Source organism: Micromonospora sp. NPDC126480, assembly GCF_040302465.1.
Classification (GTDB): Bacteria; Actinomycetota; Actinomycetes; order Mycobacteriales; family Micromonosporaceae; genus Micromonospora.
Genome location: NZ_JBEORU010000004.1, coordinates 212,294 through 236,833, shown reverse-complemented (window position 1 = coordinate 236,833; position 24,540 = coordinate 212,294). Strand labels below are relative to the sequence as shown.

General features: G+C 71.6%; 18 protein-coding genes. 10 read left to right on the top strand and 8 right to left on the bottom strand.

Going from position 1 to position 24,540, the window contains the following annotated elements; translation table 11 throughout:
- Nucleotides 1–53: 53 nt before the first annotated feature.
- Nucleotides 54–536: a nuclear transport factor 2 family protein gene (locus ABTW87_RS05805; RefSeq protein ID WP_350648871.1), complete on the bottom strand. Its 483-nt coding sequence runs from the start codon at nt 534–536 to the stop codon at nt 54–56.
- Nucleotides 537–693: 157 nt separating this feature from the next.
- Here ABTW87_RS05805 and ABTW87_RS05800 point away from each other — a divergent pair, with 157 nt between their 5' ends.
- Nucleotides 694–1,689: an AraC-like ligand-binding domain-containing protein gene (locus ABTW87_RS05800; RefSeq protein WP_350648869.1), complete on the top strand. Its 996-nt coding sequence runs from the start codon at nt 694–696 to the stop codon at nt 1,687–1,689.
- Nucleotides 1,690–1,767: 78 nt separating this feature from the next.
- On the opposite strand, the gene ABTW87_RS05795 is transcribed toward ABTW87_RS05800, so the two are convergent.
- Nucleotides 1,768–3,393 (bottom strand): glycosyl hydrolase family 18 protein, encoded by a 1,626-nt coding sequence (locus tag ABTW87_RS05795; RefSeq protein WP_350648867.1) that lies wholly within the window; start codon nt 3,391–3,393, stop codon nt 1,768–1,770.
- A gap of 847 nt (nt 3,394–4,240) precedes the next feature.
- Between ABTW87_RS05795 and ABTW87_RS05790 the strand changes: the two genes are divergently transcribed.
- The 8 genes from ABTW87_RS05790 to ABTW87_RS05755 all read left to right on the top strand — a co-directional run bounded on the left by ABTW87_RS05790 (nt 4,241) and on the right by ABTW87_RS05755 (nt 11,855).
- Nucleotides 4,241–5,560 carry a quaternary amine ABC transporter ATP-binding protein gene (locus tag ABTW87_RS05790; protein WP_350648865.1) on the top strand — a complete coding sequence of 440 codons (1,320 nt, stop codon included), beginning with the start codon at nt 4,241–4,243 and terminating at the stop codon, nt 5,558–5,560.
- Nucleotides 5,557–6,444, top strand: coding sequence for an ABC transporter permease (locus tag ABTW87_RS05785; RefSeq protein WP_350648863.1), 888 nt, complete (start codon nt 5,557–5,559; stop codon nt 6,442–6,444). The genes ABTW87_RS05790 and ABTW87_RS05785 overlap by 4 nt, the downstream gene beginning before the upstream one ends.
- Nucleotides 6,445–6,544: 100 nt before the next feature.
- Entirely contained in the window at nt 6,545–7,453 is a 909-nt protein-coding gene (locus tag ABTW87_RS05780) for a glycine betaine ABC transporter substrate-binding protein (protein WP_350648861.1), read from the top strand.
- A 120-nt stretch (nt 7,454–7,573) separates the two neighbouring features.
- Nucleotides 7,574–8,068 (top strand): glutathione peroxidase, encoded by a 495-nt coding sequence (locus ABTW87_RS05775; protein ID WP_350648859.1) that lies wholly within the window; start codon nt 7,574–7,576, stop codon nt 8,066–8,068.
- Nucleotides 8,069–8,436: 368 nt separating this feature from the next.
- Nucleotides 8,437–9,306, top strand: a complete 870-nt coding sequence (locus ABTW87_RS05770) for a DUF4397 domain-containing protein (protein WP_350648857.1) — start codon at nt 8,437–8,439, stop codon at nt 9,304–9,306.
- Complete coding sequence (locus tag ABTW87_RS05765) at nt 9,303–9,986, top strand: class F sortase (protein ID WP_350648855.1); 684 nt, start codon at nt 9,303–9,305, stop codon at nt 9,984–9,986. The genes ABTW87_RS05770 and ABTW87_RS05765 overlap by 4 nt, the downstream gene beginning before the upstream one ends.
- Nucleotides 9,987–10,018: 32 nt before the next feature.
- Complete coding sequence (locus ABTW87_RS05760) at nt 10,019–11,068, top strand: exo-beta-N-acetylmuramidase NamZ family protein (RefSeq protein WP_350648992.1); 1,050 nt, start codon at nt 10,019–10,021, stop codon at nt 11,066–11,068.
- Nucleotides 11,069–11,204: 136 nt separating this feature from the next.
- Nucleotides 11,205–11,855, top strand: a complete 651-nt coding sequence (locus tag ABTW87_RS05755) for a flavoprotein (RefSeq protein ID WP_350648853.1) — start codon at nt 11,205–11,207, stop codon at nt 11,853–11,855.
- Between the two features lie 33 nt (nt 11,856–11,888).
- Here ABTW87_RS05755 and proC read toward each other — a convergent pair whose 3' ends face one another.
- From proC to ABTW87_RS05740, 3 genes are all read right to left on the bottom strand, one after another.
- Nucleotides 11,889–12,707, bottom strand: a complete 819-nt coding sequence (proC, locus tag ABTW87_RS05750) for a pyrroline-5-carboxylate reductase (RefSeq protein ID WP_350648851.1) — start codon at nt 12,705–12,707, stop codon at nt 11,889–11,891.
- A gap of 71 nt (nt 12,708–12,778) precedes the next feature.
- Entirely contained in the window at nt 12,779–13,807 is a 1,029-nt protein-coding gene (locus ABTW87_RS05745) for a 6-phosphofructokinase (protein ID WP_350648849.1), read from the bottom strand.
- A 149-nt stretch (nt 13,808–13,956) separates the two neighbouring features.
- The gene (locus tag ABTW87_RS05740) at nt 13,957–14,481 is read right to left on the bottom strand and encodes a polyadenylate-specific 3'-exoribonuclease AS (protein ID WP_350648847.1); all 525 of its coding nucleotides are present in this window, start codon (nt 14,479–14,481) and stop codon (nt 13,957–13,959) included.
- Between the two features lie 261 nt (nt 14,482–14,742).
- On the opposite strand from ABTW87_RS05740, the gene ABTW87_RS05735 reads away from it, so the two are divergent.
- Nucleotides 14,743–15,435 carry a Crp/Fnr family transcriptional regulator gene (locus ABTW87_RS05735; RefSeq protein ID WP_130327962.1) on the top strand — a complete coding sequence of 231 codons (693 nt, stop codon included), beginning with the start codon at nt 14,743–14,745 and terminating at the stop codon, nt 15,433–15,435.
- 12 nt (nt 15,436–15,447) lie between these two features.
- Here the strand turns inward: ABTW87_RS05735 and ABTW87_RS05730 are convergent, their stop codons facing one another.
- The 3 genes from ABTW87_RS05730 to ABTW87_RS05720 all read right to left on the bottom strand — a co-directional run bounded on the left by ABTW87_RS05730 (nt 15,448) and on the right by ABTW87_RS05720 (nt 24,322).
- Nucleotides 15,448–16,158, bottom strand: coding sequence for a lysophospholipid acyltransferase family protein (locus tag ABTW87_RS05730; RefSeq protein WP_350648845.1), 711 nt, complete (start codon nt 16,156–16,158; stop codon nt 15,448–15,450).
- A 138-nt stretch (nt 16,159–16,296) separates the two neighbouring features.
- Nucleotides 16,297–16,758: a hypothetical protein gene (locus tag ABTW87_RS05725; protein WP_350648843.1), complete on the bottom strand. Its 462-nt coding sequence runs from the start codon at nt 16,756–16,758 to the stop codon at nt 16,297–16,299.
- A gap of 28 nt (nt 16,759–16,786) precedes the next feature.
- On the bottom strand, nt 16,787–24,322 hold the full coding sequence (locus tag ABTW87_RS05720; protein ID WP_350648842.1) for a LamG-like jellyroll fold domain-containing protein: 7,536 nt from the start codon (nt 24,320–24,322) through the stop codon (nt 16,787–16,789).
- Nucleotides 24,323–24,540: the final 218 nt, after the last annotated feature.

Genomic DNA, 24,540 nt, shown 5'->3' with positions numbered 1-24,540 from the left:
CCAGGCGGCGAGGGGGACCGTTCCGGCAGGTGAGAGATCACTCACCGGAGCGGTCAGGGGGTGACCGCGGGGCTGGGCGTGTTGCCGCCGGGTGCCTCCGCGGCGATGCACCAGTCGGCTCCGTCCCGGGTGACCGTGAACAGCAGCGGGCGGGTCAGCTTCCGCGTGCCGGCGGTCACCGACACCGCCGCGCTGACCTCCTGGCCCCGCGGGCCCGGCCGGATGTCGGTGATCTGGGCCTGCGGCACCTCGAAGTGGTCGGCGAAGTCGCCGTTCGGCCCGGTGGCGGCGGCGTCGAACGCCTCGTGCATGACCGCGCAGAGCTGGCTGCGCCCGGCGGCCACGTCCTTGGCCGTCATGGCGTCGAGGTACGCCTGCACCCGCTCCCGGGCCTTCGCCGAGGCCTCCTCAGCGGGCGCCCGCCCGGTGGGCTCCGCCGCCGGCTGGTCGTCACCGCCGATCCCGCAGCCGAGCAGGAGCGCCGGCAGGGTCGAGCCGAGCAGCCCGACGGCCAGCCTCCGGTACGCCGTACGCATGCCACCTCCGAACCGTCCGCGGACAGCCAACCCCGTCGAGCGGCGAGTCTGTCACATCCGCCCACCACCGATCGATCCGCCGGGCCGAGCGCCCGATCCCCGACGGCGCTAATCTCCACGTGCGGAGCGGCGGTGACGCGTCGCCCCAATCAGGGAGGTGACCGACATCCTCACCACGGCGTCGGTGAGCACGATCCAGCTGCCTCCCGCGGAGCGCTTCGACTTCTGGCTCGACCTGGTCGCCCGGGAGTCCGTCCCGGCGCGCATCGCCAGCACCCACGCCGCCGACTTCGCCGCCTCGGCCCGGGTGGTCGACCTGGGTGTCGTGAAGCTCGCCGCCTGGACGTACCCGTCACTGGAGCTGCACCGAACCTCCTCGATGATCGGAAGCACCGATCCTGAGCTGTACCAGCTCGCGCTCCCCCTGTCCGGCAGCGGCGCGATGAGGCAGGGGCGGCAGGAGGCCGCGCTCCGTCCGGACGGCTTCGCCCTCGTCGACACCATCCGCCCGCACGCCTCCACCCACCGGCCGGGTCACCCGGCGGCCGGGCCCCTGCGTACCGTCACCGCCCTCGTACCGCACGCGGCGCTACCGCTCCCGGCCGTCCGGGTGCGGGACCTGCTGGCTGCCCATCTCCCGGCGGACCGCGGGATGGGTCTGCTGCTTGCACAGTTCCTGCGCCAGGTCGTCGAGCATCCGGAGCAGTACGCGACGGACGACGCCAAACGGCTCGACATCGTCGCCCTCGACCTGATCGCCGGCACCCTCGCCGCCCGCTTGGGCACCGACAGCGTCCTTCCGGCGGAGGTACGCGACGGAGGGCTGCGGGCCCGGGTCGAGGCATTCGTGACGCGGCACCTGGCAGATCCGACGCTCCGCCCGGAGAGCATCGCCGCGGCACACCACGTCTCGGTGCGTACCCTGCACCGGCTCTTCGAGGGGACCGGGACGACAGTCGCGGCCCTGGTTCGCAGTCAGCGCCTGGAACGCTGCCTGCGGGATCTCACCGACCCGCGGCTGTGCCGGCTGACGGTGCAGGAGATCGGCCGGCGCTGGGCCTTCCATGACCCGGCCCACTTCAACCGGGCGTTCCGCCTGGCGTACGGACTGTCGCCGGGTGAGCACCGGGAGCGGGCTCGGACACCGGACTGAGCCGCCCGGCACACGCGGGCGGGGAGGGACCGGTGTGCGGTCCCTCCCCGCCGTGTGGGTGGTGCGTCGGCCTCCGGACTACCCGAGACCGCCCTTGATGGCGCCGATCAGCTCGCCGTTGGTGGTGTCACCGGAGAGCTCCCAGAAGAACGCGCCACCGAGGCCCTGGTTCTTCGCGTACGTCATCTTCCCGCCGATGGTGGACGGCGTGTCGTAGCTCCACCAGTTGCTGCCGCACTTGGCGTACGCCGTGCCGCCGACGGTGCCGGTCGCCGGACAGGTGTTCTTCAGGACCTTGTAGTCCTCGATCCCCTGCTCGTACGTGCCCGGCGCGGGGCCGGTGGCGGTGCCGCCCGGCGCGGACTGGGTCACCCCGGTCCAGCCCCGGCCGTAGAAGCCGACGCCGAGCAGGAGCTTGCTGGCCGGGATGCCCTTGCTCTTGAGCTTCTGGATCGCCGCGTCGGACCAGAAGCCCTGCTGCGGGATGCCCGGGTACGAGTAGAGCGGGGAGTGCGGGGCGGTCGGGCCCTGCGCGTTGAAGGCGCCGAAGTAGTCGTACGTCATCGGCATGATCCAGTTGAGGTGCTGCGCGGCGCCGGCGTAGTCGGTGGCGTCGATCTTGCCGCCGTTGCTGCCGTCGGCGGTGATCGCGGCGGTCACCAGGGCCGACGAGCCGAAGCGCGAGCGCAGCGCGCTGACCAGGTTCTTGAACGCGTTCGGCCCGCTGGAGTCACAGGTGAGACCGCAGGCGTTCGGGTACTCCCAGTCGACGTCGATGCCGTCGAAGACGTCCGCCCAGCGCGGGTCCTCGACCAGGTTGTAGCAGCTCTCGGCGAACGCGGCCGGGTTCTGCGCCGCCTGCGTGAAGCCGCCGGACCACGTCCAGCCGCCGAAGGACCAGATCACCTTGAGGTGCGGGTACATCTTCTTGAGCTTGCGCAGCTGGTTGAAGCTGCCGCGCAGCGGCTGGTCCCAGGTGTCGGCGACGCCGTCGACGCTGTCCGCCGCGGTGTACGCCTTGTCGTAGTCGGCGTAGCTGTCCCCGATGGTGCAGCGGCCGCCGGTGGTGTTGCCGAAGGCGTACAGGATGTGGGTCAGCTTCGAAGCCGAGCCGCTGGTGTGGATGTTCTTGACGTGGTAGTTGCGGCCGTAGACGCCCCACTGCGCGAAGTAGCCGACGACCTTCTTGCCGCTCGGGTCCGGCGGCGGGGTGGTCGGCGGCGGGGTGGTGGGCGGTGCCGTGGTCGGCGGAGCGGTGGTCGGCGGAGCCGTGGTGGGCGGGGCGGTGGTGGTGGGCGGCGCGCCACCCGCACAGGGTGCGCCGTTGATGGTGCAGTTCAGCGGAGCCCGGTACGGGCCGCTGCCGTTGTAGCCCCAGCTGAAGGCGGCGCCCGGGGCGAGGGGGCCGGCCCAGCTCTTCTTGACCGCGACGTAGTGGTTGCCGGAGCGGGTGACGTCGGCGTCCCAGAAACTGCTGATGCTGGTGCCCGCGGGCAGGTCGAACTCGATGCGCCAGGTGCTCACCGACGCGTCCGAGCCGTTGGTGACCGTCACCCGCGTCTCGTGACCGGTCCCCCAGTCCTGCACCCTGGTGAAGGCGGCGGTGACACTGCCGGCCCCGAACGCCGAGGCCATCGGGACGGTCGCGGCCGTCAGCGCGACCACGGCGCCGACCCAGAGGGCCCGGCGGAGCGATCTCTTCATGTGGCGTCTCCCCAAACAGTTAGGAAACTTTCCAAAAGGATGGGGTGACGCTACTCAGGCGTCACCACTTCGTCAAGATGTACATGCTTCGATTCGCACTGGGTGCCGACGACGGGCGCCGCCCCGCCCGCGACCGCCGCCCCGCCCGCGGAGCCGGCCGGCGACGGCCGGGCGCCGGAGCACGCCGGCCGGCGACCCGCCGAGGTGTGCGACCGCGCAATTCAGGGAAGGGTGTCGACACCGGCCGTGTCGACGGTCGGCAACTTCACCAATTCGTTACCGGAAAAGATCGTGTAGGACACGTGTAGGTTCTGCATAAGTTCCGTGTAGGTTCCATGTAGATTCCATGAAAATAGAATTCGTCCGGACGGGTGCGTGCCCCATGGAAAAGCGCCGGGCATCAACCATGCCGAGCAGTTTCACCGAGCGGCGTAAGGGCGTGAAACGGATATCCGGGAGCCCGGTCACGACCGGCAAAATGGGACCGTGGCGACCACGATGGGTGACATCGACCACCCGATTGAGGGCGAGTCGTCCCACAAGGTCCGGTCCTGCGTCCACCCTTAGCGGCACCCCTGCATCTTCGGCCCGTGATCGCGAAGAATCAGCAATGGACAACTCGGCGCTGAAATGACGCCGGCCCCGCCGGATGTCGACGCCGCCTCCCCTTCTGCGCCGAGGCGGCAACGAGGTTGCCATTCACGGAGCGGCATCAGGTAGGGTCGGCCGCGTTCACCCACCCGGGACTGTCCCGACCCCGGAAACCCGACGACATGACGGAAGTGGATGGCCATGAATGCCGTCCCAGGTCGTCCGAAATGGTCGTCACACCGGGCTGCCCGTTGGAATGGAGACCGTGTCCGCACTCAGAGCGAAATCGCTGTACAAGATTTACGGGAACCGCGCCGACCGGGCGGTCGAGCTTCTCCGTGACGGCGCGCACCGGGACGAGAAGCTGGCCGGGCTGCCGGTCACGGCCGCGGTCATCGACGCGAACTTCGAGGTCCGACGCGGCGAGATCTTCGTGGTCATGGGGCTGTCCGGCTCCGGGAAGTCCACCCTGATCCGGATGCTCAACGGGCTGCTGACGCCCACCGCGGGCACGGTGGAGGTGGACGGGGTCGACGTCACCAAGCTCAAGCCGGCGGCACTGCGCAAGCTGCGCCGCGAGAAGATCAGCATGGTCTTCCAGCACTTCGCGCTCCTGCCGCACCGGTCGGTGCTGGACAACGCCGGCTACGCGCTGGAGGTGGCCGGCCTGCCCCGGGCCGAGCGTCGGGAGCGGGCGCTGCAGGCACTGCGGATGGTCGGCCTGGAGGGTTGGGCCGACAAGCTGCCGCAGGAGCTGTCCGGCGGCATGCGCCAGCGCGTCGGCCTGGCCCGCGCACTCGCCGCCGGCACCGACATCATGCTGATGGACGAGGCCTTCTCCGCCCTCGATCCGCTCATCCGCCGCGAGGTGCAGGACCAACTGCTCGAACTGCAGGCTGAGCTGGGCAAGACGATCGTGTTCATCACCCACGACCTCAATGAGGCGATGCGCCTCGGCGACCGCATCGCGGTCATGCGGGACGGTCGGATCGTCCAGATCGGCACCGCCGAGGAGATCCTCACCGACCCGTCCAACGACTACGTCGCCCAGTTCGTCGCCGACGTCGACCGGACCAGGATCCTCACCGCGTCCTCGGTCATGGAACGGCCGCTCGGCGTCGTGGACATCAACGCCGGGCCGCGGGTCGCCGCCCGGGTGCTGCGCGAGACGCAGACCGCGGCCGTCTACGTCACCGGGCGCGACAAGAAGTTCCTCGGCACGGTGACCGCCGACGCCGCCACCGGGGCGGTCCGGGACGGCCGGCAGGACCTCCGGGAGATCGTGTCGACCGAGGACGTCCCGACCGTCGGGGACGACACGCCGGTGGCCGACATCTTCGCCCCCTGCGCGCAGAGCCCGTACCCGGTCGCCGTGGTCGACTCCGCCGGGCGGCTGGCCGGCGTGATCCCGCGGGTCACGCTGCTCGGTGCCCTGGGCAGCGCCAACACCGAAGCAGCCGGCAACCGGACCTCCCCCGCCGTCGAGCCGGGTCCGGCCTCCGGCGATGCCACGACACCGGAGGTACCGGCCCAGATCCCGGCCGGACCGCTCCGGCTGGAGGGAGAGCCCGCATGAACAGCGCCGACGGACTGAACGACGTGCTGCCGTACGTCCGGATCGGCGAGGCGTTCGAGGCCGGCGTCGACTGGTCGACCGAGCACCTCTCCCCGGTCTTCGACGGCATCGCCGCCTTCGTCGACTCGCTGGTCGAGCCGCTGGTGGACCTGCTCACCGCGCCCCCGGCGATCGTCGTGGTGCTGCTCTTCGCAGGTCTCGGCTGGTGGTTGCGCGGCTGGAAGTTCGGCCTCGGCACCGCCGTCGGCCTCACCCTCGTCGCCGGGATGCCGTTCTGGGACGAGACGATGAGCACCCTGGCGCTGGTCCTGGTTGCCAGTGGTCTGGCCCTGCTGCTCGCCGTGCCGCTGGGCATCTTCATCGCGGAGAACCCACGCGCGTCGGCGGTGGCCCGGCCGGTGCTGGACCTGATGCAGACGATGCCCGCGTTCGTCTACCTGATCCCAGCCATCTTCTACTTCGGCGTCGGCGCCGTGCCCGGGGTGCTGGCCACCGTGGTGTTCAGCATGCCGCCCGGGGTGCGCCTCACCGAACTGGGCCTGCGCCAGGTCGACCGCGAGGTCGTCGAGGCCGGCGAGGCGTTCGGGGCGTCCCCCTGGACGATCCTGCTGCGTACGAAGCTGCCACTGGCCCTGCCGACCATCATGACCGGCGTCAACCAGGTGATCATGCTGGCGCTGTCCATGGTGGTCATCGCCGGAATGGTCGGCGCCGGTGGCCTCGGCGACGTGATCATGACAGCGCTCGCCCGAGTCCAGGTCGGTGCCGGGTTCGAGGGTGGGATCGCGGTGGTCATCCTCGCCGTGGTGCTCGACCGGCTCACCGACTCCATCGGCGCCCGCACCGCGTCCGCCCGCGCGCAGCGCGCGATGCAGCAGGCCTGAATCCCCCGTCCCGACCCAAGCAGGGAAGTCACGGTGCCGGCGCCCTGCCTCGCTACCGCGAGATCCGCCGGCGTACCGGTAACAAGGAAAGGAGCTCCACATGTGGGGCAGCACAGTTCTGCGCCGGGTCGCGCTGGCGGCCACGGCCGCGTTGGCACTGACCGGCGTGGCCGCCTGCGGCGACGACTCCGGTGACTCCGGCGGCTCCGCCGGCGGCGACAAGAAGATCACCATCGGCTACATGGCCTGGGACGAGGCCATCGCCGCCTCCTACCTCTGGAGCAACCTGCTGGAGCAGAAGGGCTTCGACGTCGAGCTCAAGAACGTCGAGGCGGGCGTCGTCTACCAGGGCCTGGCGACCGGGGACATCGACCTGTTCCTCGACGGTTGGCTGCCGCAGACCCACGCCTCGTACTGGGAGCGGTACGGCGACAAGCTGGAGAAGATCGGCGTCTGGTACGACAACGCCAGCCTGAGCATCGCGGTGCCGGACTACGTCACCGGTGTCGACTCGCTGGCGGACCTCGCCGGCAACGCCGGCACCTTCGACGGCCAGATCATCGGCATCGAGCCCGGCGCCGGGCTGACCGCCGCCACCCAGGACAAGGTCATCCCGGAGTACGGCCTGACCGGAAAGCTGGACCTGAAGACCTCGTCGACCCCGGCCATGCTGGCCGCGCTGGACGGCGCGATCAAGGACAAGAAGCCGATCGTGGTGACCCTGTGGCATCCCCACTGGGCCTACGCGAAGTACCCGCTGAAGGACCTGGCGGACCCGAAGGGCACGCTCGGCCAGGCGGAGGAGATCACCACCCTGGCCCGGAAGGGCTTCGGTGCGGACTTCCCGGAGGTGACCGAGATGCTCAAGAAGTTCACGATGAGCGACGAGCAGCTCGGATCGCTCGAGGACCTGATGTTCAACGTCCACAAGGACGACGAGGAGAAGGCCGTCGAGGAGTGGTTGAAGGCGAACCCCGACTTCGCCACGTCGCTGGGTGGCGCGGCCTGATCCGGCGCTGAGTTGTCAGCCGCCGGGGTGGGGCCGGCTCGTCCCCACCCCGGCGGCTGATCCGTCTCCGCCGATACGCACGCCGAGGCCGGCGGCCCCGGCTCGCGTAAGGTCGGACCCATGACCGTCTTCGACACCCCGATCGGCGCCCTCACCGGCGGCTCCGCCGACCTCGCCGGCTACCGTGGCCGGGCCCTGCTGGTGGTCAACGTCGCGTCGCGGTGCGGCCTCACCCCTCAGTACGCGGGACTCCAGGCGCTGCACGACGAGTACGCCGGCCGTGGCCTGGTGGTGCTCGGCGTGCCGTGCAACCAGTTCGCCGGTCAGGAGCCCGGCAGCGCGGCCGAGATCAGCGATTTCTGCCAGGTGAACTACGGGGTGACCTTCCCGCTCACCGAGAAGGTGGACGTGAACGGTCCACACCGGCACCCGCTCTACGCCGCCCTGGTCGACACTCCGGACGCCGACGGCCACACCGGTGACGTGCGGTGGAACTTCGAGAAGTTCCTGGTGTCGCCCGACGGCGCGGTGGCGGCCCGGTTCGCGCCCACCGTGGAGCCCGACTCGCCGGAACTGCGGGCCGCGATCGAGAAGGTCCTGCCGCCGGCGCCCTGACCCGGCGGAACCGCACCGCCCGCCCGGCAGCTCCCGCACCACGCCGCTGCATCGCTGTCAAGCCGCCCCGTCCACGCGACGGGCCGAACCGAGATCTTGGACAGTTACCGTTCGGCGCTGACGGTAACTGTCCAAGATCTGCGTGAGCGGCACACGCGAGCCGCGTCCGGCAGCACGGTCGACCAGTCACCGGAGTCCGCGGGCGTGCGCCGGCTAGATCGTTCCGGAGCCAGGAGCGCCGAATCGTTCCGGAATTAGGAGCGCCGACAGGCAGGTTCGGGACTGTCCCCGAGGGCGTGTCGCACGTTGCGCGAAAGTCCCGTTGACGGGACTCTGGAGGGGCACCCGTCCCGCGTACCGGAGGTGACATGCACCCGCTCCGCACGGCGTCCCGCCGGCTGCTGGTCCCTGCCGGCGCACTCCTGCTCGCCGCCGGATCCGCCGTCGCGGCCGCCGTCGCGGCCGCCACCGCGGTCGCTGGTCCGGCCCACGCGGCCCCGGTCGGCTACGTCCGGCTCGCGCACCTCTCCCCCGACACCCCGGCCGTCGACGTCTACCTCGCCGCACCGGGGCGCGGGGAGCCACAGATCTTCCCGGGTGTCGGCTACGGGGTGGTCTCGGCGTACCTGCCGCTGCCCGCCGGCCGCTACGCCGTGGCGATGCGGGAGGCGGGCGTCCCGGCCGACGAGCCGCCGGTGCTCACCACGGAGGTGGCGGTGAGCGGCGGCGCCGCGTACACGGTCGCCGGGGTGGGCCGGCACGCGGATCTGGGCCTGCGGGTGCTCACCGACGACCTGAGCGCCCCCGCGCCGGGGCACGCCAAGGTACGGGTCGTGCAGGCGTCGGTCCGCGCACCCGTCCTCGACGTCGCCGCCGCCGGCGGCCCACCCGTCGCCACCGGCGTCCGGTTCGCCACCACCACCGACTACCAGCAGGTCGAGCCGGGTCGCCTGCGTCTGCGGCTGAGCAGCACCGGCGGCCAGACCACCGACGCCGAGGTCACGTTGGCCGCGGGGGCGGTCTACTCCCTGCTCGTGCTCGACGCCGAGCGCGGCGGCCTCACCACCGAGCTGCGGCAGGACGCGGCGGGCGGGGCCGTGGTCGTGCCGTCGGGCGGTGTGGACACCGGTGCCGGTGGCCGGGCCGGGCCGCCCGCGTACCCCATGGTCGTCGGCGGGCTCGCGGTGGCCGCGCTGGCCGCGGGCCTGGTGCTGCTGCGGCGCCGCGGTTGCGGGTGACCGGCCGGGCCGGTCCCGCGATCCGGCGCCACCGCAACCGCCGCGCGGCGGGCGCCGCGCTCGTCGCGGTGGCCGCGGCGCTCGGCGTGGCCGCCGGAACCGGGGCCGGGCCGGCCGCCCCCGCGACACCCGCCGCGGCCGAGGTCGGGCCGGCCGCGCCCGCGACGCCGCTTGCGATACGGCGGCCGGACTGCGCCACCCACTGCTCGCCGGCCACCGCCGGGCCCGCGCGGGCGGCCGCCCCGACCCGGGTACGCGTGCCGCGGATCGCGGTCGACGCGCGGCTGGAGACGCTGGGGGTGGACGCGGCGGGCGCCCTGGTCCCGCCGGCCGACTTCGCGGCGGCCGGCTGGTACGCGGGGGGTCCGGCACCCGGCGACCCCGGGCCGGCGGTGATCGCCGGGCACCTGGACTCCCGGGACGGGCCGGCAGTCTTCGCCCGGCTCGCCGAGTTGCGCCCGGGCGACCGGGTGCTGGTGTCGCGCGGCGACCGGGTGGTGCCGTTCCGGGTCAACGGCACGCTGCGGGCGGCGAAGCGCCGATTCCCCACCGCCGCCGTGTACGGCCCGACGCCCGGGCCGGAGCTGCGGCTGGTGACCTGCGGCGGCGACTTCGACCGGCGCACCGGCCACTACCGGGACAACGTCGTGGTCTTCGCCGTCGCCGAGCCGGCCGTGTAGCTAACCTTCCTTGACTCGCCATTTGCCCGTAGCTGAGTTTCATCGCAACCGACGGGCCCGAGCACGGTTTCCGCGGCTCGGCGCAGGCCGGCGGCAGCGAGGGCACCGGCGTCGACGCGCGCACCGGCGTCACCGTCTACGACGCGTACGGCGCGTCGCAGGCAAAGTGGGAGAGCATGTACGCGGCGGCCGCCGTGGACACCGTCGTCTTCGACATCCAGGACGTGGGCGCCCGCTTCTACACCTACATCTGGACGATGTACACCTCGATGCTCGCCGCCGCCCGAGCCGGCAAACGGTACGTGGTGCTGGACCGTCCTAACCCGATCGGCGGGCGGGCGTACGGGCCGATGATGACGCCCGCCTACACCTCCGGAGTGGGGCTCAAGGAGATCGTCCAGCAGCACGGGATGACCGTGGGCGAGCTGGCCCGGTTCTTCAACGCGGAGTTCCTGCCCGCCGAGGCCGGTCGGTCGGTCGACCTGCACGTGGTGAAGTGCCGCCACTGGAAGCGCGACCGGCTCGCCGCCGACACCGACCTGCCCTGGGTGCTGCCCAGCCCGAACATGCCCACACCGGACATCGCGCTGGTCTATCCCGGCACCGGCCTGTTCGAGGGCGTCGCGTCGATCACCGAGGGACGAGGCACCTGCCGGCCGTTCGAGCTGATCGGCGGCCTGGCCGAGGACTTCGACCACCACTGGTGCGACCGGCTCAACGCCCGCGAGCTGCCGGGCGTCGAGTTCCGCGAGGCGTACTTCACGCCGACCTCGGCCGGCCAGAAGCCGGCCCTGCTCAACAAGCTCTGCGCCGGCGTCGAGGTGAAGGTGGTCGACCGGGCGGCGTACGACCCGATCCGGACGGCGGTGGCGATGCTGGTGGAGGCCCGGAAGTACCCGGCCTTCGCCTGGCGGCAGGACTCGTGGGACGCGGCGCGACCGTACTGGGTGGACAAGCTGACCGGCTCGCCGCGACTGCGCACCATGGTGGACGCCGGCGCCGAGGTGGACGACGTGGTCGGCGCGTGGGCCGGTGAACTGGCCGAGTTCGAGCGGCGCCGGGCGCCGTACCTGCTCTACTGACCCCTCGATCAGGCGCGGACGCGAACCGATCCAACCGGATAACTGGATTCCGGCTCGCGTCCGCGTCCGGCTCGCTACTCTCGGCTGCGGGACCCACACGGACAACCGCGGTGCACGTCATGCCGATAGGAGCGCCATGCCCGCCACGTCACGACCCCCCGTCCTCCACCTCGTCGTCTGCGGCGCCGACCAGGTCGCCGACCTCGAACCGTTCGTCACCGCCTGCCAGCAGCTGGGCTGGGCGGTCCACCCGATCGCCGCCCCGGACGCTGTCGACGCGATCGACCCGGACGCCCTCGCCGAGCTCACCGGCCACCCGGTCCACACCGACGACTACGCGCCGGGACCACTGCCGCCGGCCGAGGCGTACGCGGTCGCGCCGGCCGGCTTCGACCTGGTCAACCGGTGGGCGTGCGGCTTCAACGAGAACCTGGCCCTGCGGCTGCTCAACGAGGCGACCTCGATCGGCCTGCCGGTCGTCGTCGTGCCGGTCCCCGAACCGGCGCTCGCCCGGCACCCCGCGTTCCTGGCGAACCTGGAGCGCATGCGGCACTGGGGTGTCGTGGTGACCGGGCCCGTCGAGGGCGACGACCCGGCGCCGTGGCACGCCGCCGTACGGGTCGTCACCGAGTGGACCCGTTTCGCCCGGGTGCCGGCGCTGCCGGCCGCGCCGCCGCTCACGTCGCCGGCGCAGCCACCGGAGTTGCCGACGCAGCCGCTCGGCGTGCCGGTACGGCCGCTCGGCGAGCAGCGCGACGCGGACGAGCTGGCGCTGCAGTCGCGCTGACCGGGGTGTGGTGGATCGACTCCCGGCGGCGGTTCAGTCGGCCTGGGCGGCCAGTTCGCGGGCCCGGTCCCGGGCCGCCTCCAGGGCGGCCAGCAGCGCCGCGCGTACGCCGTGCTTCTCCAGCTCACGGACCGCCGAGATGGTGGTGCCGGCCGGCGAGGTGACCGCCTCACGCAGCTTGACCGGGTGCTCGCCCGAGTCGCGCAGCATCACCGCCGACCCGATCGCGGTCTGCACGATCAGCTCGTGCGCCACCTGCCGGGGCAGGCCGAGCAGGATGCCGGCGTCGACCATCGCCTCGACAAGCAGGTAGAAGTACGCCGGGCCGGAGCCGGACAGCGCGGTCACCGCGTCCTGCTGCGACTCGGGGACCCGCAGCGTCGCCCCGAGGGGCTTGAACATCTCCTCCGCGAGGGCCAGGTGCGCACCGGTGGCGTGCGCCCCGGCGGAGATCGCGGTCATCGCCTCGTCGACAAGCGCCGGGGTGTTGGTCATGACACGCACCACCGGGGTGCCCTCGGGCAGCCGGCGGCTGAAGAAAGTGGTCGGCAGGCCCGCGCAGAGCGAGATGACGAGCTTGTCGGCGGGCACCTTGGGGCCGATCTCGTCCAGCAGCGCCCCGGCGTCCTGCGGCTTGACCGAGATCGCCAGCACCTCGGCCTCGTTCACGGCGGTCAGGTTGTCGACCACCCGTACGCCGTAGCGGGCGGACAGCTCCTCGGCCCGGGCGGGCCGGCGGGCGGTGGCCAGCAGCCGGTCGACCGGCCATCCCGAGCGCAGCAGCCCGGAGAGCATCAGCTCACCGATCTTGCCGGCCCCGATGACCGCGACCGTGTGCACCGAACCCGCCATCGGGCCGTACCCCCTCGCTGTGAGCCGGTGCGCGGCGGACCCGGCGGCCCGCCGCGCACCGGAGAGAACGATCAGCTACCGAAGAAGACCTCGGCCTCGGCGTACCGCTCCAGCGGGACGGTCTTCAGCTCGCGGGTGGCCTCGGCCAGCGGGACCCGGACGATGTCCGTGCTCTGCATCGCGACCATCTTGCCCCAGTCGCCCTCGTGGGCCGCGTCGATCGCCTGCAGGCCGAGCCGGGTGGCGAGCACCCGGTCGAACGCGGTCGGGGTGCCACCGCGCTGGATGTGGCCGAGGACGACGGTGCGGGCCTCCTTGCCGGTCCGGGCCTCCAGCTGCTCGGCCAGCCACTGGCCGATGCCGCCGAGCCGGACGTGGCCGAACGCGTCCAGCTCCTGGTTGTGCAGGACCATCTGGCCCTCGATCGGGTGGGCGCCCTCGGCGACGACGACGATCGGGGCGTACTGGTGCTGGAAGCGCTTCTCGACGTAGCCGGCGACCTGTTCGACGTCGAACTGCCGCTCCGGCAGCAGGATCACGTTGGCGCCGCCGGCCAGGCCCGCGTGCAGGGCGATCCAGCCGGCGTGCCGGCCCATCACCTCGACCACCAGGGTGCGGTGGTGGCTCTCGGCCGTGGTGTGCAGCCGGTCGATGGCCTCCATCGCGATGTTGACCGCGGTGTCGAACCCGAAGGTGTAGTCGGTGGCGCCGAGGTCGTTGTCGATGGTCTTCGGCACGCCGATGACGTTGACGCCCAGCTCGTGCAGCTTGGTCGCCACGCCGAGGGTGTCCTCGCCGCCGATCGCGATGAGCGCGTCGACGCCCTGCGCGGTGAGGTTCTCCTTGATCCGCTCGACGCCGTTCTCGATCTTGAACGGGTTGGTCCGGGAGGAGCCCAGGATGGTGCCGCCGCGCGGCAGGATGCCCCGCACCTCCGCGATGCCCAGGGGCCGGGACAGGCCCTCCAGCGGGCCCTTCCAGCCGTCCCGGAAGCCCACGAACTCGTGCCCGTAGTTGGTGACGCCCTTACGGACCACCGCTCGGATGACCGCGTTGAGACCTGGGCAGTCGCCGCCGCCGGTGAGCACGCCGATACGCATGATCTGCTCATCCTCCTGGAGCAAGTGGGTGAAGCCCGGTAAGCCCCAGGATATGTGTCAGATCAGACCATCGGCGCCGTTGCCGGCCCGGGGCGGGCCGTCAGTGCGCACTGTAGCCCGCTGAGGTGCACGCCGGCACCGCGCCCCGGCTACCGCCCAGTAGCCGGCCGCGGGCCCGCCGGGCCGGTCATGGCCCGCCACCGCGCGAGGTTGTGCCGCGCGTCCACCAGGGCATCGTGCCGGGCCGCGTCGGCGTCCGGCAGCGGCGGGCGGCCGCGGTCGTCCCAGAGCTGGCGCAGTTCCTTGGTGAACCGGGGGATCTCCCGGGGCAGCGCCGGCATCGCCCCCCACAGCTGTGCCAGGGCGACGTGGTCGTACGCGGCGTACCAGGCCCACAGCTCAAGCTGCTCGCCGGGCCGGTCACGTACCGGTTCGAGCAGGAACTCCAGCAGCTCGTCGCGGATCCGCTCGCGGGACCGCCAGGCCCGGTCGGCGGGCGAGGGCAGCTTGTCGAGCACGTTGCGGCGCACCCAGGGCACGGCGCGGGAGTCGTCGAACTCGGTGGAGACGGCGTAGAACTCCCGGCCGTACTCGTCGACGACACCGATCGACACGAGGTCGACCACGCGCCCGTCCTCGATGAACTCGCAGTCGTAGAAGTAGCGGTAGACCATCGCCGCCATCCTCGCGTACCCGGCCGCGCCCCGGGCGGGCGGGTGCCCCTGACCTGGGCGTCGCCGCGTACGCGCAGGTCAGCGCGGGTCTCGAGCGCGCCTCTAACGTCACGCAGATGAATTGAGGGGTGTACAGCAAGCGACCGGACCGTCATGATCTGATGTGTACCGCTACCGGAGGTGTCGGAGCGCCTGGGCGGGGGGCCCGTCAGGTTCACCCGGTGAGCGAGTTGAGGTCCTTGACCGGGGAGGGGTTGGGCCGTGGAGGTGCGCCTGCCGGAGCCAGGTGACGCGCTCACGGGTGTCGAGATGTTCGCCGGTCTCGAGCCCGAGGTGCGGCAGCGGGTGATCGCCGCCGCGGTTCCCCGCACGTACCGGAAGGGCCAGCTGCTCTTCGTGGAGAACGACCCCGGCGAGTCGCTGATCGTGCTGCGCCGCGGCGCGGTGGCCGTCTTCCGCACCGCGCCGACCGGCGAACGCGCCGTGCTGTCGGTGATCCGGCCGCCGGACGTGCTGGGTGAGGTCTCGCTGCTGGACGCCTCCACCCGGTCCGCGTCCGCCGAGGCCATCGAGGACTGTTCGGCGCTCGCGCTGTCCCGGGGCGCGTTCATGGAGCTGGTGCACTCCAACCCGCGCATCCTGGACGCGGTGATGCGCTCGCTCGGCGGCCTGATCCGCCGGCTCACCGAGCAGAACGCCGATCACGTCTTCCTCGACCTGCCCGGTCGGGTGGCCAAGACGCTGGTGCGGCTGGCCGGCGAGAGCCAGGCCCCGATGATCACCATCGAGCTCAACCAGAGCCAGCTCGCCGAGATGGCCGGCGGCTCCCGGCAGAGCGTCAACCAGGCGATCGGCTCGTTCGCCAGCCGGGGCTGGCTGCGCACCGAGGGCCGCCGGATCGTGGTCACCGACGTGGCGTCGCTACGCCGCCGCGCCGGCATGAGCGACCGCTGACCGCGCTCCGCGTCAGGCCGCGACCGGCTCGCGCTGGGCCGGGGCGGGCGGCGGCGGGGTCTTGGCCTTCTGGGCGTAGATGTCGACGTACTCCCGGCCGGACAGCTCCATCAGCTCGTACATGATCTCGTCGGTGACCGCGCGCTCGACGAACCGGTCCCCGGACAGGCCCGCGTAGCGGGAGAAGTCCAGCGCCGGGCCGAAGCGGATCCGGACGCGCTGCACCTTCGGGATGATCTTGCCAGGCGGCTGGATCTCGTCGAGGTTGAGCATCACCACCGGCACGACCGGGGCGCCGCTCTCCAGTGCGAGCCGGGCCACCCCGGTCTTGCCCCGGTACAGCCGCCCGTCCGGGGAGCGGGTGCCCTCCGGATAGATGCCGGCGACTCCGCCGGCCCGCAGCACCTTGAGCTGGGTGTCCAGCGCCGCCCGGGCCGCCCGGCCGCCGGACCGGTCCACCGGGATGGTGCCGGTGCCGACGAAGAACATCTTCGTCAGCCAGCCCTTGATCCCCTTGCCGGTGAAGTACTCCGCCTTGGCGACGAAGGTGACCTTCCGCGGCACGATCAGCGGCGTGAAGATCGAGTCGGAGAAGGAGAGGTGGTTGCTGGCGAGGATCACCGGGCCGGTCGCCGGCACGTGATGCAGGCCCTCCACCTGCGGGCGGAAGATCAGTTTCAGCAGCGGCCCGAGGATGACGTACTTCAGCAGCCAGTACAGCACCGGCGTCCTCTCCCGTGTGTTCCCGCGGCAGCGCCGCCCGGGAGCGCTGCCATCCTCGACGAGCGTACGGAGCATCGACCGTCCGCCACAACGGACGGCGATCAGCTTCCCGTCACACCGGGTCCGGACCGCGGCTCCTCACCACCACAGCGCGCTCGCCGCCGTCAACAGGGCGGCGATCAGGTACTCCGGCGTCTGAGCGAGCATCGCCACCCGCCACAGCCGGCTCTTCCGATCCGACCAGCGCTCCGGCGCGTACCGGACCACCAGCATCTTCGCGAAATGCACGAATGCCATGAACAATGGGAAGAAGATCAGCCAGCCGGCGATCTCGAAGGCAAGGTCGGCCGCACGATCGTCGGCGACCAGGGAGACGAGAACCGCGACCGCCATCGTGACGACGAACACCACCCCGCAGAAGATGAACCAGGCGGACCCCCGCGTCACGTGCCGTAGCCCGAGATCATCCCGGTCATCCCCGGGCAGGCCCGCGAACTCGATCACCTCGGCTCGCCGCTCCTGCGGTGTCTCGCCGTCGGCGTCGAGGAACCTGGCGATGGGACCCGCAAGCCACCTCGTGATCACCATCGCCAGGTCCATTCGCTACCTCCGTCGTCGGTTCGTGCCGCTAGTAGAGCCGCGACCAGCGGGAAGCACGGGAGTTGCGGCACGGGTTGTAACTGCCACACCGGTTGTACGCCCACGAGGCCGTCAGCGCGTACTTGCGATCGATGTTGCCCCAGCGGTTCATCTTGCGGTAGTGCCGCTTGGCGGCGGAGCGCTTGGCGTGCACGCGGTTGAGGTATCTCCGCTTCTCGATCCGGGCGCCCCGGTAACCCTTGTACTTGGGAATCTTCCTGCTCATCCGGCCGGCTTTGTAGGCCGTCATTCCCCAACGGGCCCCGCGAGCGACACCGCCCACGCCGGGAATCGCGGTGAGCAGGTCGGCGCCGGCCGCTCCCCAACGGCCCTTCTTGATGTTCGCTCGGGCCGAACGGAGCGAGTAGGCCACCGCGATGCCGCCGGCGATCAGGTTGACCGGCGGCGGCGTGAAGGCCGCCACGGTAGCGGCCACCAGCCCCGGGTTCTTCTTCACGAAGTTCCACGCACCGCGCGCGGCCCGCTTCACCCGGCCCCAGAACTTCCCGTCCAGGTCGACACAGTTGACCGGGTCGCCGGAACAGTAGTCGTAGGCCGTCGCGTTACCGCCGTCGACCGGGTCGACCTGCAGGAACCGGCCGAGCGACGGGCTGTAGAGCCGGACCCCCATCAGCAGGAGACCACCCAGCGCCTCGCCCGACCGCTGCTTGCCGCCCAGCCAGCCGTACCGGTTGGTCGCCTGTCCCTCGGCCGGCACGCCGAACTCGTCGTAGTCGTACAGCTCCGGCTCGGTGAGTCCCGGGTCGACGGTGGCGGCCACGTCACCGTGCAGGTTGGCCAGCTGCAGCTGGACCTGGCCGTCCGTGGCGGTGGCCACGAGGTCTCCGTCCGGCCCCGACACGTTGCGGGTGAGCACACCCTGCGCGACGTCCTCGACGACCCAGCTCGGCTTGTCCGAGTCGTCGCCGTAGTGGTTGAGCTTGCCGGCGGAGGAGCCCCACACCCCGTCGACGAGCGTCTCCGTGGTGGAGCCGCGGAACCGGTGGAGCGGGTCGAGCGTCCAGGTCCGCCGCGCGTCTCCCCGGGTCTGCTGCCGCACCAGGTCGTTGACGTAGTAGGTGTTCGTGAGTCCGCCGGGCATTCCGGTGGTACGGCCGAAGGCGTCGTACGTGTAACCCGGGTCCGTCAACCGGTCCGCGGTGTCGTGGGTGTGCAGTTCCTCCGTGTCCAGGGTGGACTCGGCACACTCCCCGTCCACGCCGGGCGTGAACGTCGACCGCCGGGTCCGGTTCGTGCGGTCGTCATAGCCGTAGGTCCGGGTCACGCACCCGGCCGTGATGGCGCTGTCGTGCCGGCTCCGGACCAGGCGCCCGAGTCGGTCGTACGAGTAGAGCTTGCTGCCGCCGGTGTAGCTGTGCTGGACCCGCTGGCCGGCCACGTTCTCCACGACCGACTCGGAGTAGACGACCGCCCCGTCGGAGTCCCGGGTGTAGACCCGCTCGACCGGCTCGTGGTTCGCGTTGAGCCGGTCGGTCCGGGTCAGGCCGCCGGGGTAACCGAGCTGCACCAACTGCTCGTCCGGCGAGTACCGCGCGGTGAACGTCCCGGCGACGCTGTCGGAGACGCTTGTCACCAGACCACGGGGCTCCACCGTCCGGTCGTAGGCGAAGGTGACGGAACCGGTCGGGTCGGTGACCTTGACGCGGTTGTCGAAGCGGTCGTACTCGGTGTTCGTCACGCCGCCGTCGGCGTCGGTGTACCGCACCAGTCGGCCGAGCAGGTCCTGCTCGCGAGTGATCGTCGCGGTGCCCGAGGTGGTCACGGCCGGTTCACCGGTGGCCGGGTCGTAGGTGATGGTGACCGCCGGCATCGCGACCCCGTCGTCGCCGGTGATCGAGGTGGTCACCTCCCGGTCGGCGGCATCGTGGGTGGTGACGGTGGTCCGGGTCCGGCCACCGGCCGTCTCGACGACCTCCTCGGCGCTGCCGTAGCGGTTGTATCTGGTCACCCGACGCACCGGTAGCTGCGTCGTCATCCGGGCGGGGTCGTGCCCGGTGACCGCCCCGACGGTCCGGCTGACACACGCCTGACCCGCCCACTCCGGCCGGTTGCCGCAGGCGGCGTCCTGCGGGTTCGCGCCCGCCGTGTAGTAGATGTGCTCCCGCGCCCGGGCGTCCGAGCCGGACGAGCCGATCCCCCAGGACTTGAGTGCCTTACCGGTCGCGTCGTACACGCCCCGTGCGGTCAGGTTGGCGCCACCCGCGTCGGCGACCATGGTGGTGAACTTGCCGATGGTCCAGCCGGAGACACCGCCGTTGTGGGCGTCGTAGGAGAACGTCGTGGTGCGCACGTCGGCGTCCGGGTACCCGATCAGCTGTACGCCCGTGCGCTCCTTGGTGATCAGGTGGTACGCGGCGCCGTCGGGCTTGCCCTCGTCGTACGTGTTGAGTGTGCGGGCCCGCCCGATCACCGTCGCTCCCGCCGGAACGGCTTCCAACGGCCCGCTCCCGTCCGGATCGGGCACCGGATTCTCCAGCACCAGGCTCATCGTCGGGCTGAGCGTCTCCAGCAGGTCGAGGCCGTCCGAGCTGTAGGTGTTGACGGTGGACAGGGCGAGCGCGCGGGTCGCCGTGTCCGAGCCCGCCAGGCCCAGCTCGGCCAGGTGGTCGGCGGCGTCGGGCAGAGTGCCCAGCGCCAGCGCCCGCTCGGTGGCCTCCAGCTGCCGGATCACGTTGCCGAACCGGTCGTACTCCTTGGTGTCGATGTAGCCGCCCGGGGTGGCCGTGTTGACCTCCTTGCCCCCGGCGGAGAGGTAGTGGACGGTGGCGTACCGGTAGCCGTTGGTGCCCGGCAGGCCTGGAGTGGCGCTGCTCCGGCCGGGGTCGTCCTCCGGCCCGAACACGGCCGTGGCGTCGGTGGGCAGGTCGACCTGCCCCCAGGTGGAGATGGCGGCGGAGTCGAGATTGTACGGGCCGCCAGCGGCCTGGGTCAGCGGCACGTTGTAGACGACGGTGGTCGCGGTTTCCCCGTCGAGGGCCGTCTTCGAGCCCTGCTGGAGGGCGGCCCGACGCACCTTGAGCAGCCGGCCGGCGTTCTCGTCGCCGGCCAGGTCGGCAACCTGCGCGTCGGTAAGCGCCCGGCCGTAGATGCGGACGTCGTCGATGCCGCCGTGCCAGATGTTGCTGGCGGCTCCGGCCCACTTGGCCCGGCCGACCACGTACCCGCCGGTGGCGTTCCAGCCGCCCACCGCCGCGGTCGTGGTCTGGAGGACGCCGTCGACGTAGAGCTTCATCCGGCCGCTGGCGGTGTCGTAGACGCCGGTCAGGTGGGTCCACTTGCCGAGTACCGGGGCGGTGTTCGAGGTGGCCCGGATCGGAGTGGCGCTGTCGCTGTCCGAGCTGACCCGGGAGAACGCCCACCGGTCGTCCGCGGCGACGTAGTTGAGGAAGAAGCCGCTGGTCCGCGAGCCGTCCTTGGACACGGCGGTGCGGTTGACGGTCTTGTCGGTCAACCGCACCCAGGCGGAAACGGTGTAGGAAGCGGTGTTGGACAGGGCGGCGCCGGCGACGCTGATCTGCTGGCCGGTGCCGCCGGTGAAGGCGGCGGCCCGGTCGGCCGGGTTGTCCGGGTCGTTGCCCTGGGCCCAGTAGACCCCCGAGGCCATCGTGCCGTTCCGGCCACTGCCCGAGGAGTCGGCGGCGCTGGTGCCGGAGCCGGCGTCCAGGTCCCAGCGCAGGGCGGCGGAGTCGACGTCCGGATTGCCGTAGTCGACGTGCCAGGGCAGCTCACCGGGTGGGGTGACCTTGGTGACCCGGCCGCCGGCGTACTCGTAGCCCGTCTTCAGCGCCGGGCTGATCCGCGGGTCCCACACCTCCCGCAGCTGGCCCAGGTCGTCGTAGGCGTACCGGGCGATGTGGGTGGCCGTCATCGCGGACGTGTCCGGGTCCCAGGCCCACAACTTCACGCCGGAGATCCGGTCCGGGTAGTCACCGAAGACGGTCTGGCTCAACCCGGGGGTGCTCGCCGTGGCGTACTCGTACTCGAGCACCTCGCAGCCACGGGCCGGGGTCGTGGCCGCGCAGTCACCGATGCCCGGCTCGACCGGGTTGATCACCTTCTTCAGGAGCAGGCGGTTGCCGGTGGTGTCGTAGACGTAGCGGGAGGTCGTGCTCGACTCGGCCGTCCACGACGACGTGGCGGCCCAGACGCCACCGTGCTGGGTGAACTCGGTGACCGTGCCATCCGCTTCGGTCAGCCGGTACGCGGTGCTGCCGACCTTGCTCAGCACCAGGCCCTCCGACCCGGGCTCCGGGGTGAAGGTGGTCCCGTCCGGGTTCCTGGCGAAGGTGATCCAGCCGCCACCGATGGTGTTGACCCGGGCCAGCGAAGGCTCGGGCAGCGTGACCGTGGTGTAGTCGACGTCCGCCGCGCCGCCGGTGGCGCCACCGGTCCAGGCCGGACCGAACGGTGCGACGATCTCGGTGACCGAGAGGTTGTCCCAGTAGACCTTGCGACCGGAGCCGCCCTGCATGCCGTTGTACAGCCGGAAGAACGCCTCGGTGGCGCCGGCCGGCACGGTCATGTCGACGGAGAGCTCCTGCCAGCCGTCGGTGTAGCCGGCCATCTGGGAGGCGACCTCGGTGTAGGTGGTGCCGACCTTGTGGAAGCCGACGATGCGCAGGCCGCGCGCGGTGTACGCGGGCACCAGCCCGGTGGCGGCCGGCACGTAGATCCAGCCGGTCATCCGGTAGGTCTTGCCCGGTGCCATGCCCAGGCGCAGTCCACCGTTGTCACCGCCGACCGCGACGTAGGTGTCGTTGCTTGTGGTGGTGACCGGGGTGATCTCCAGCGAGTCGGCGGGCGTGGTCTCGCCCTGGCCCCGGGCGGTGGAGCGCAGCGCGGACGACGTGGACGGCACGGTGAAGCCGGTCAGGTCGGTCGAGACCTGCTGCTGGTTGGGGGTGAGCCGCTGGGCCATCGGCTGGTAGCCGTCGGCCGGGCCGCGGGACGAGGCCGACCGGGCGACCGACATGCCCAGCTCGTCGGCGTCGCTCGCGGAGAGCGCGTAGTCACCGGTCAGGAGGTTGACCGAGCCGGGGCCGACCTCGTCGCCGGCGGCACCGTCACCGTTGGAGTCGACGCTGACCCGCACCCACGGGATGGTGTAGGCGGGGGTGGTCCCGCTCGCCGTGTACAGGTGGGCCCGCACTTCCACCACGCCGCCGATCAGGCCGAGCGTGTCGGTGGCGTTCCAGATCGCGTACCCGCCCAACGACGACAGCGCGACCGGGCTGGCGGCGGTGGCGGTGATCGGCGCGCCGGTGGCGGAGGTCAGGTTCGCCGACGGCACCGGCAGGGTCGCCCCGCCCGGGCCGCGCCGGTACTCGAAGTACGTGCGGGTGTAGCCGGCGACCGGGGTGGTGATGCGCAGCTTGGTGCGCTTGACGATGGTGGCGCCGGGCAGCGGCTCGGCCAGGGCGGCGTTGCCGGCGTCGAAGACGTACAGGTTCGGGTTGGACAGGTTGCCCGCGGAGTCCTTCGCCTGCACGGTCAGCGTGCGGTGACCGTCGCGCGGCGCGAGGGTCACCGACTTGGTGCCGGTCGCGGCGACGGTGGTCGCCGCGCTGTCGTAGTCGAACTTGTAGACGAACGCGGCGAGGTCGGTGGTGTCGCCGGCCGGGGTGAAGGTGAACGTGTCCGGCTGGCTGGCGCCGCCGTGCGGCTGCCCGTCGTTGAGGTAGATCGTGGCCGACACGAACGGCACGCCGGGTTTCTGAGTGTCGACGGTCAGGGGCGTCCACGCCGTCCAGGAGCCGTAGTTCCACGGATCCTTGGCCCGGACCTGCCACTCGTACTGGGTGCCGTTGGCCAGGTCGACCGGCACCTGCCAGGAGGCGGTGGAGCCGTTGGTCCAGGCCGGGCTGCCGGAGCGCAGGCCGGACGAGCTGACCACCGCCTGGGTGGCCTTGTTACGCACCACGAACTCGGCCTGCAGCGTCTGTCCGGCGTTGGCGTCGGCGAGCTTCGCCGACAGCGTCGGCCGCAGCGACGAGGTCCGCGCCCCCGAGCCGCACGACGTGTAACACGGCGCGACGGCCAGCGCGGTCGGCGCTGACGGGGCGCTGTTGTACGTGATGCTCACCAGCGGCGGACGGCCGCCCTCGGCGGAGTCGAACCGCTTCCAGCCGGCCGTGGAGGTCTCCGAGGTGGCCCGCAGCATCACGCTGGCGCTGCTCGCGCTGGTGTCCGCAGCGTGCTGGAGCGCGCCACCGACCTCGATGTAGACGTAGCCGTCACCGCAGGACGAGTTGTAGCCGCGGGTCTCGGTCGAGGTGCCGACCTTCGCCCGGGCGGTGGGCTGGTTCGTCCAGCGCACCGAGGAGTCGACGTAGTCGGTGCGCCACGCCTCCCAGGACGCCGCCGTGCACGACCACGAGTGGTAGTTCCACAACCGAAGCTTCGCCGTGATGATCCGGCTGCCGGCGAACCCGGTGGTGTTGAACCGCAGGTACGACCGCGCGTAGAAGGTGCCGCCGTCGTTGGAGTAGCCCAGCTTCAGGTCCGCCGAACCCGACTGGTCACTGGAGTAGCTGTTCTGCACGAACGCGTCGAACGACGGCGACAACGACGTCGGCGGATCGATGGTCACCGGGAACGTCAGGTCCGGCCGGGCCAGGAAGTTCGCGTCCGGGGTCAGCTCCATGACCGTCCGGTCACCGGTGGTCGTCGTCTTCAGGCCGACCGGGGCGTGGTTGACGTGCTCTCCGGAGAGCGGGGACACCTTCGCGTCCCACATCAGCGGCGTCTGCGCCCGCCCCACCTGGCGGCCACGGGCGTTCTTGAGGACCAGGCCACCCATGCCGTCGCCGGCCACGGTGAGCTTGCCGGTCCGCAGCGGCAGGCTCAGCTTCCGCACCTGCGCCAGGCCCGCGCGGTTCTTGACGACGACGTGCTGCTCGTAGCCGGTGGCGTGGGCGTGGAAGACCAGGTCGACGCCGGGCCGGACGTCGGGGTAGGTGACCGTCCGGCCGTTGAGCACCGGCTCCGGCAGCGGGCCGGGCCAGGCGAGCACGGCGCGCTCGGCGCCGCTGCCGATCGAGGCGACCTCGTGCTCACCGGCGCCCGGCGCGGCCCCGGCGAAGGTCAGCCCGCGCGGATGCGCCTTCGGGACGACGACGCCGTCGGCCCGGCGGTGCAGCGTCAGGTCGACGGGCACCCAGGTGTTGTCCTGGCGTACCCGGACCGGGGCGAGCGCCTGCTCCTCGGTAAGCGTGCCGTCCGGGTTGGCGAAGACCTGGATGGTCTCGGAACGCCGGTTCGCCACCTCCACCCGGTCGCCGCAGAGCCGGGCCGCCACCGCCGCGGACACCTCGTCCGGGCGGTCGGCCGGGCAAGTGGGCTTCTGCTGCGCCGCTGGCTTCGGCGCCGCCACGGCGGGCCGCTCCACCCGCCTCGGCACGTCCGACATGGTCGCCACCAGGACGACCGCCAGCAGCAGCGCGAGCCGTCCGGCCCAGCGCGCGAAGACCCCGCGCGCCAGCGCCACGAACACACCAGTACCCAACGGTTCTTCCATCGAAGCCCCCGTGTCGCAATGGAAAAAGTCCGCGCAGCATAGAAAGGCCGATCGCTGCTGATCAATCCCTTGACAGGCGGGCACCGCGCACATACAAGCAGCGATCATTTCCGGACAGGTTGATCGAAAGGCTTCAGATCTCTCCAGTCACGCCAACCCGACTTGTCCGATCGGCGATCGTCACTCACCGCTGCGTCGGCACCGAC

What these genes read in the sequence shown, in the direction of transcription:
- ABTW87_RS05805 (WP_350648871.1), bottom strand. Translation starts at nt 536, where the DNA reads ATGCGTACGGCGTACCGGAGGCTGGCCGTCGGGCTGCTCGGCTCGACC.
- ABTW87_RS05795 (WP_350648867.1), bottom strand. Translation starts at nt 3,393, where the DNA reads ATGAAGAGATCGCTCCGCCGGGCCCTCTGGGTCGGCGCCGTGGTCGCG.
- ABTW87_RS05790 (WP_350648865.1), top strand. Translation starts at nt 4,241, where the DNA reads ATGGAGACCGTGTCCGCACTCAGAGCGAAATCGCTGTACAAGATTTAC.
- ABTW87_RS05785 (WP_350648863.1), top strand. Translation starts at nt 5,557, where the DNA reads ATGAACAGCGCCGACGGACTGAACGACGTGCTGCCGTACGTCCGGATC.
- ABTW87_RS05780 (WP_350648861.1), top strand. Translation starts at nt 6,545, where the DNA reads ATGTGGGGCAGCACAGTTCTGCGCCGGGTCGCGCTGGCGGCCACGGCC.
- ABTW87_RS05775 (WP_350648859.1), top strand. Translation starts at nt 7,574, where the DNA reads ATGACCGTCTTCGACACCCCGATCGGCGCCCTCACCGGCGGCTCCGCC.
- ABTW87_RS05770 (WP_350648857.1), top strand. Translation starts at nt 8,437, where the DNA reads ATGCACCCGCTCCGCACGGCGTCCCGCCGGCTGCTGGTCCCTGCCGGC.
- ABTW87_RS05755 (WP_350648853.1), top strand. Translation starts at nt 11,205, where the DNA reads ATGCCCGCCACGTCACGACCCCCCGTCCTCCACCTCGTCGTCTGCGGC.
- proC (WP_350648851.1), bottom strand. Translation starts at nt 12,707, where the DNA reads ATGGCGGGTTCGGTGCACACGGTCGCGGTCATCGGGGCCGGCAAGATC.
- ABTW87_RS05745 (WP_350648849.1), bottom strand. Translation starts at nt 13,807, where the DNA reads ATGCGTATCGGCGTGCTCACCGGCGGCGGCGACTGCCCAGGTCTCAAC.
- ABTW87_RS05740 (WP_350648847.1), bottom strand. Translation starts at nt 14,481, where the DNA reads ATGGTCTACCGCTACTTCTACGACTGCGAGTTCATCGAGGACGGGCGC.
- ABTW87_RS05725 (WP_350648843.1), bottom strand. Translation starts at nt 16,758, where the DNA reads ATGGACCTGGCGATGGTGATCACGAGGTGGCTTGCGGGTCCCATCGCC.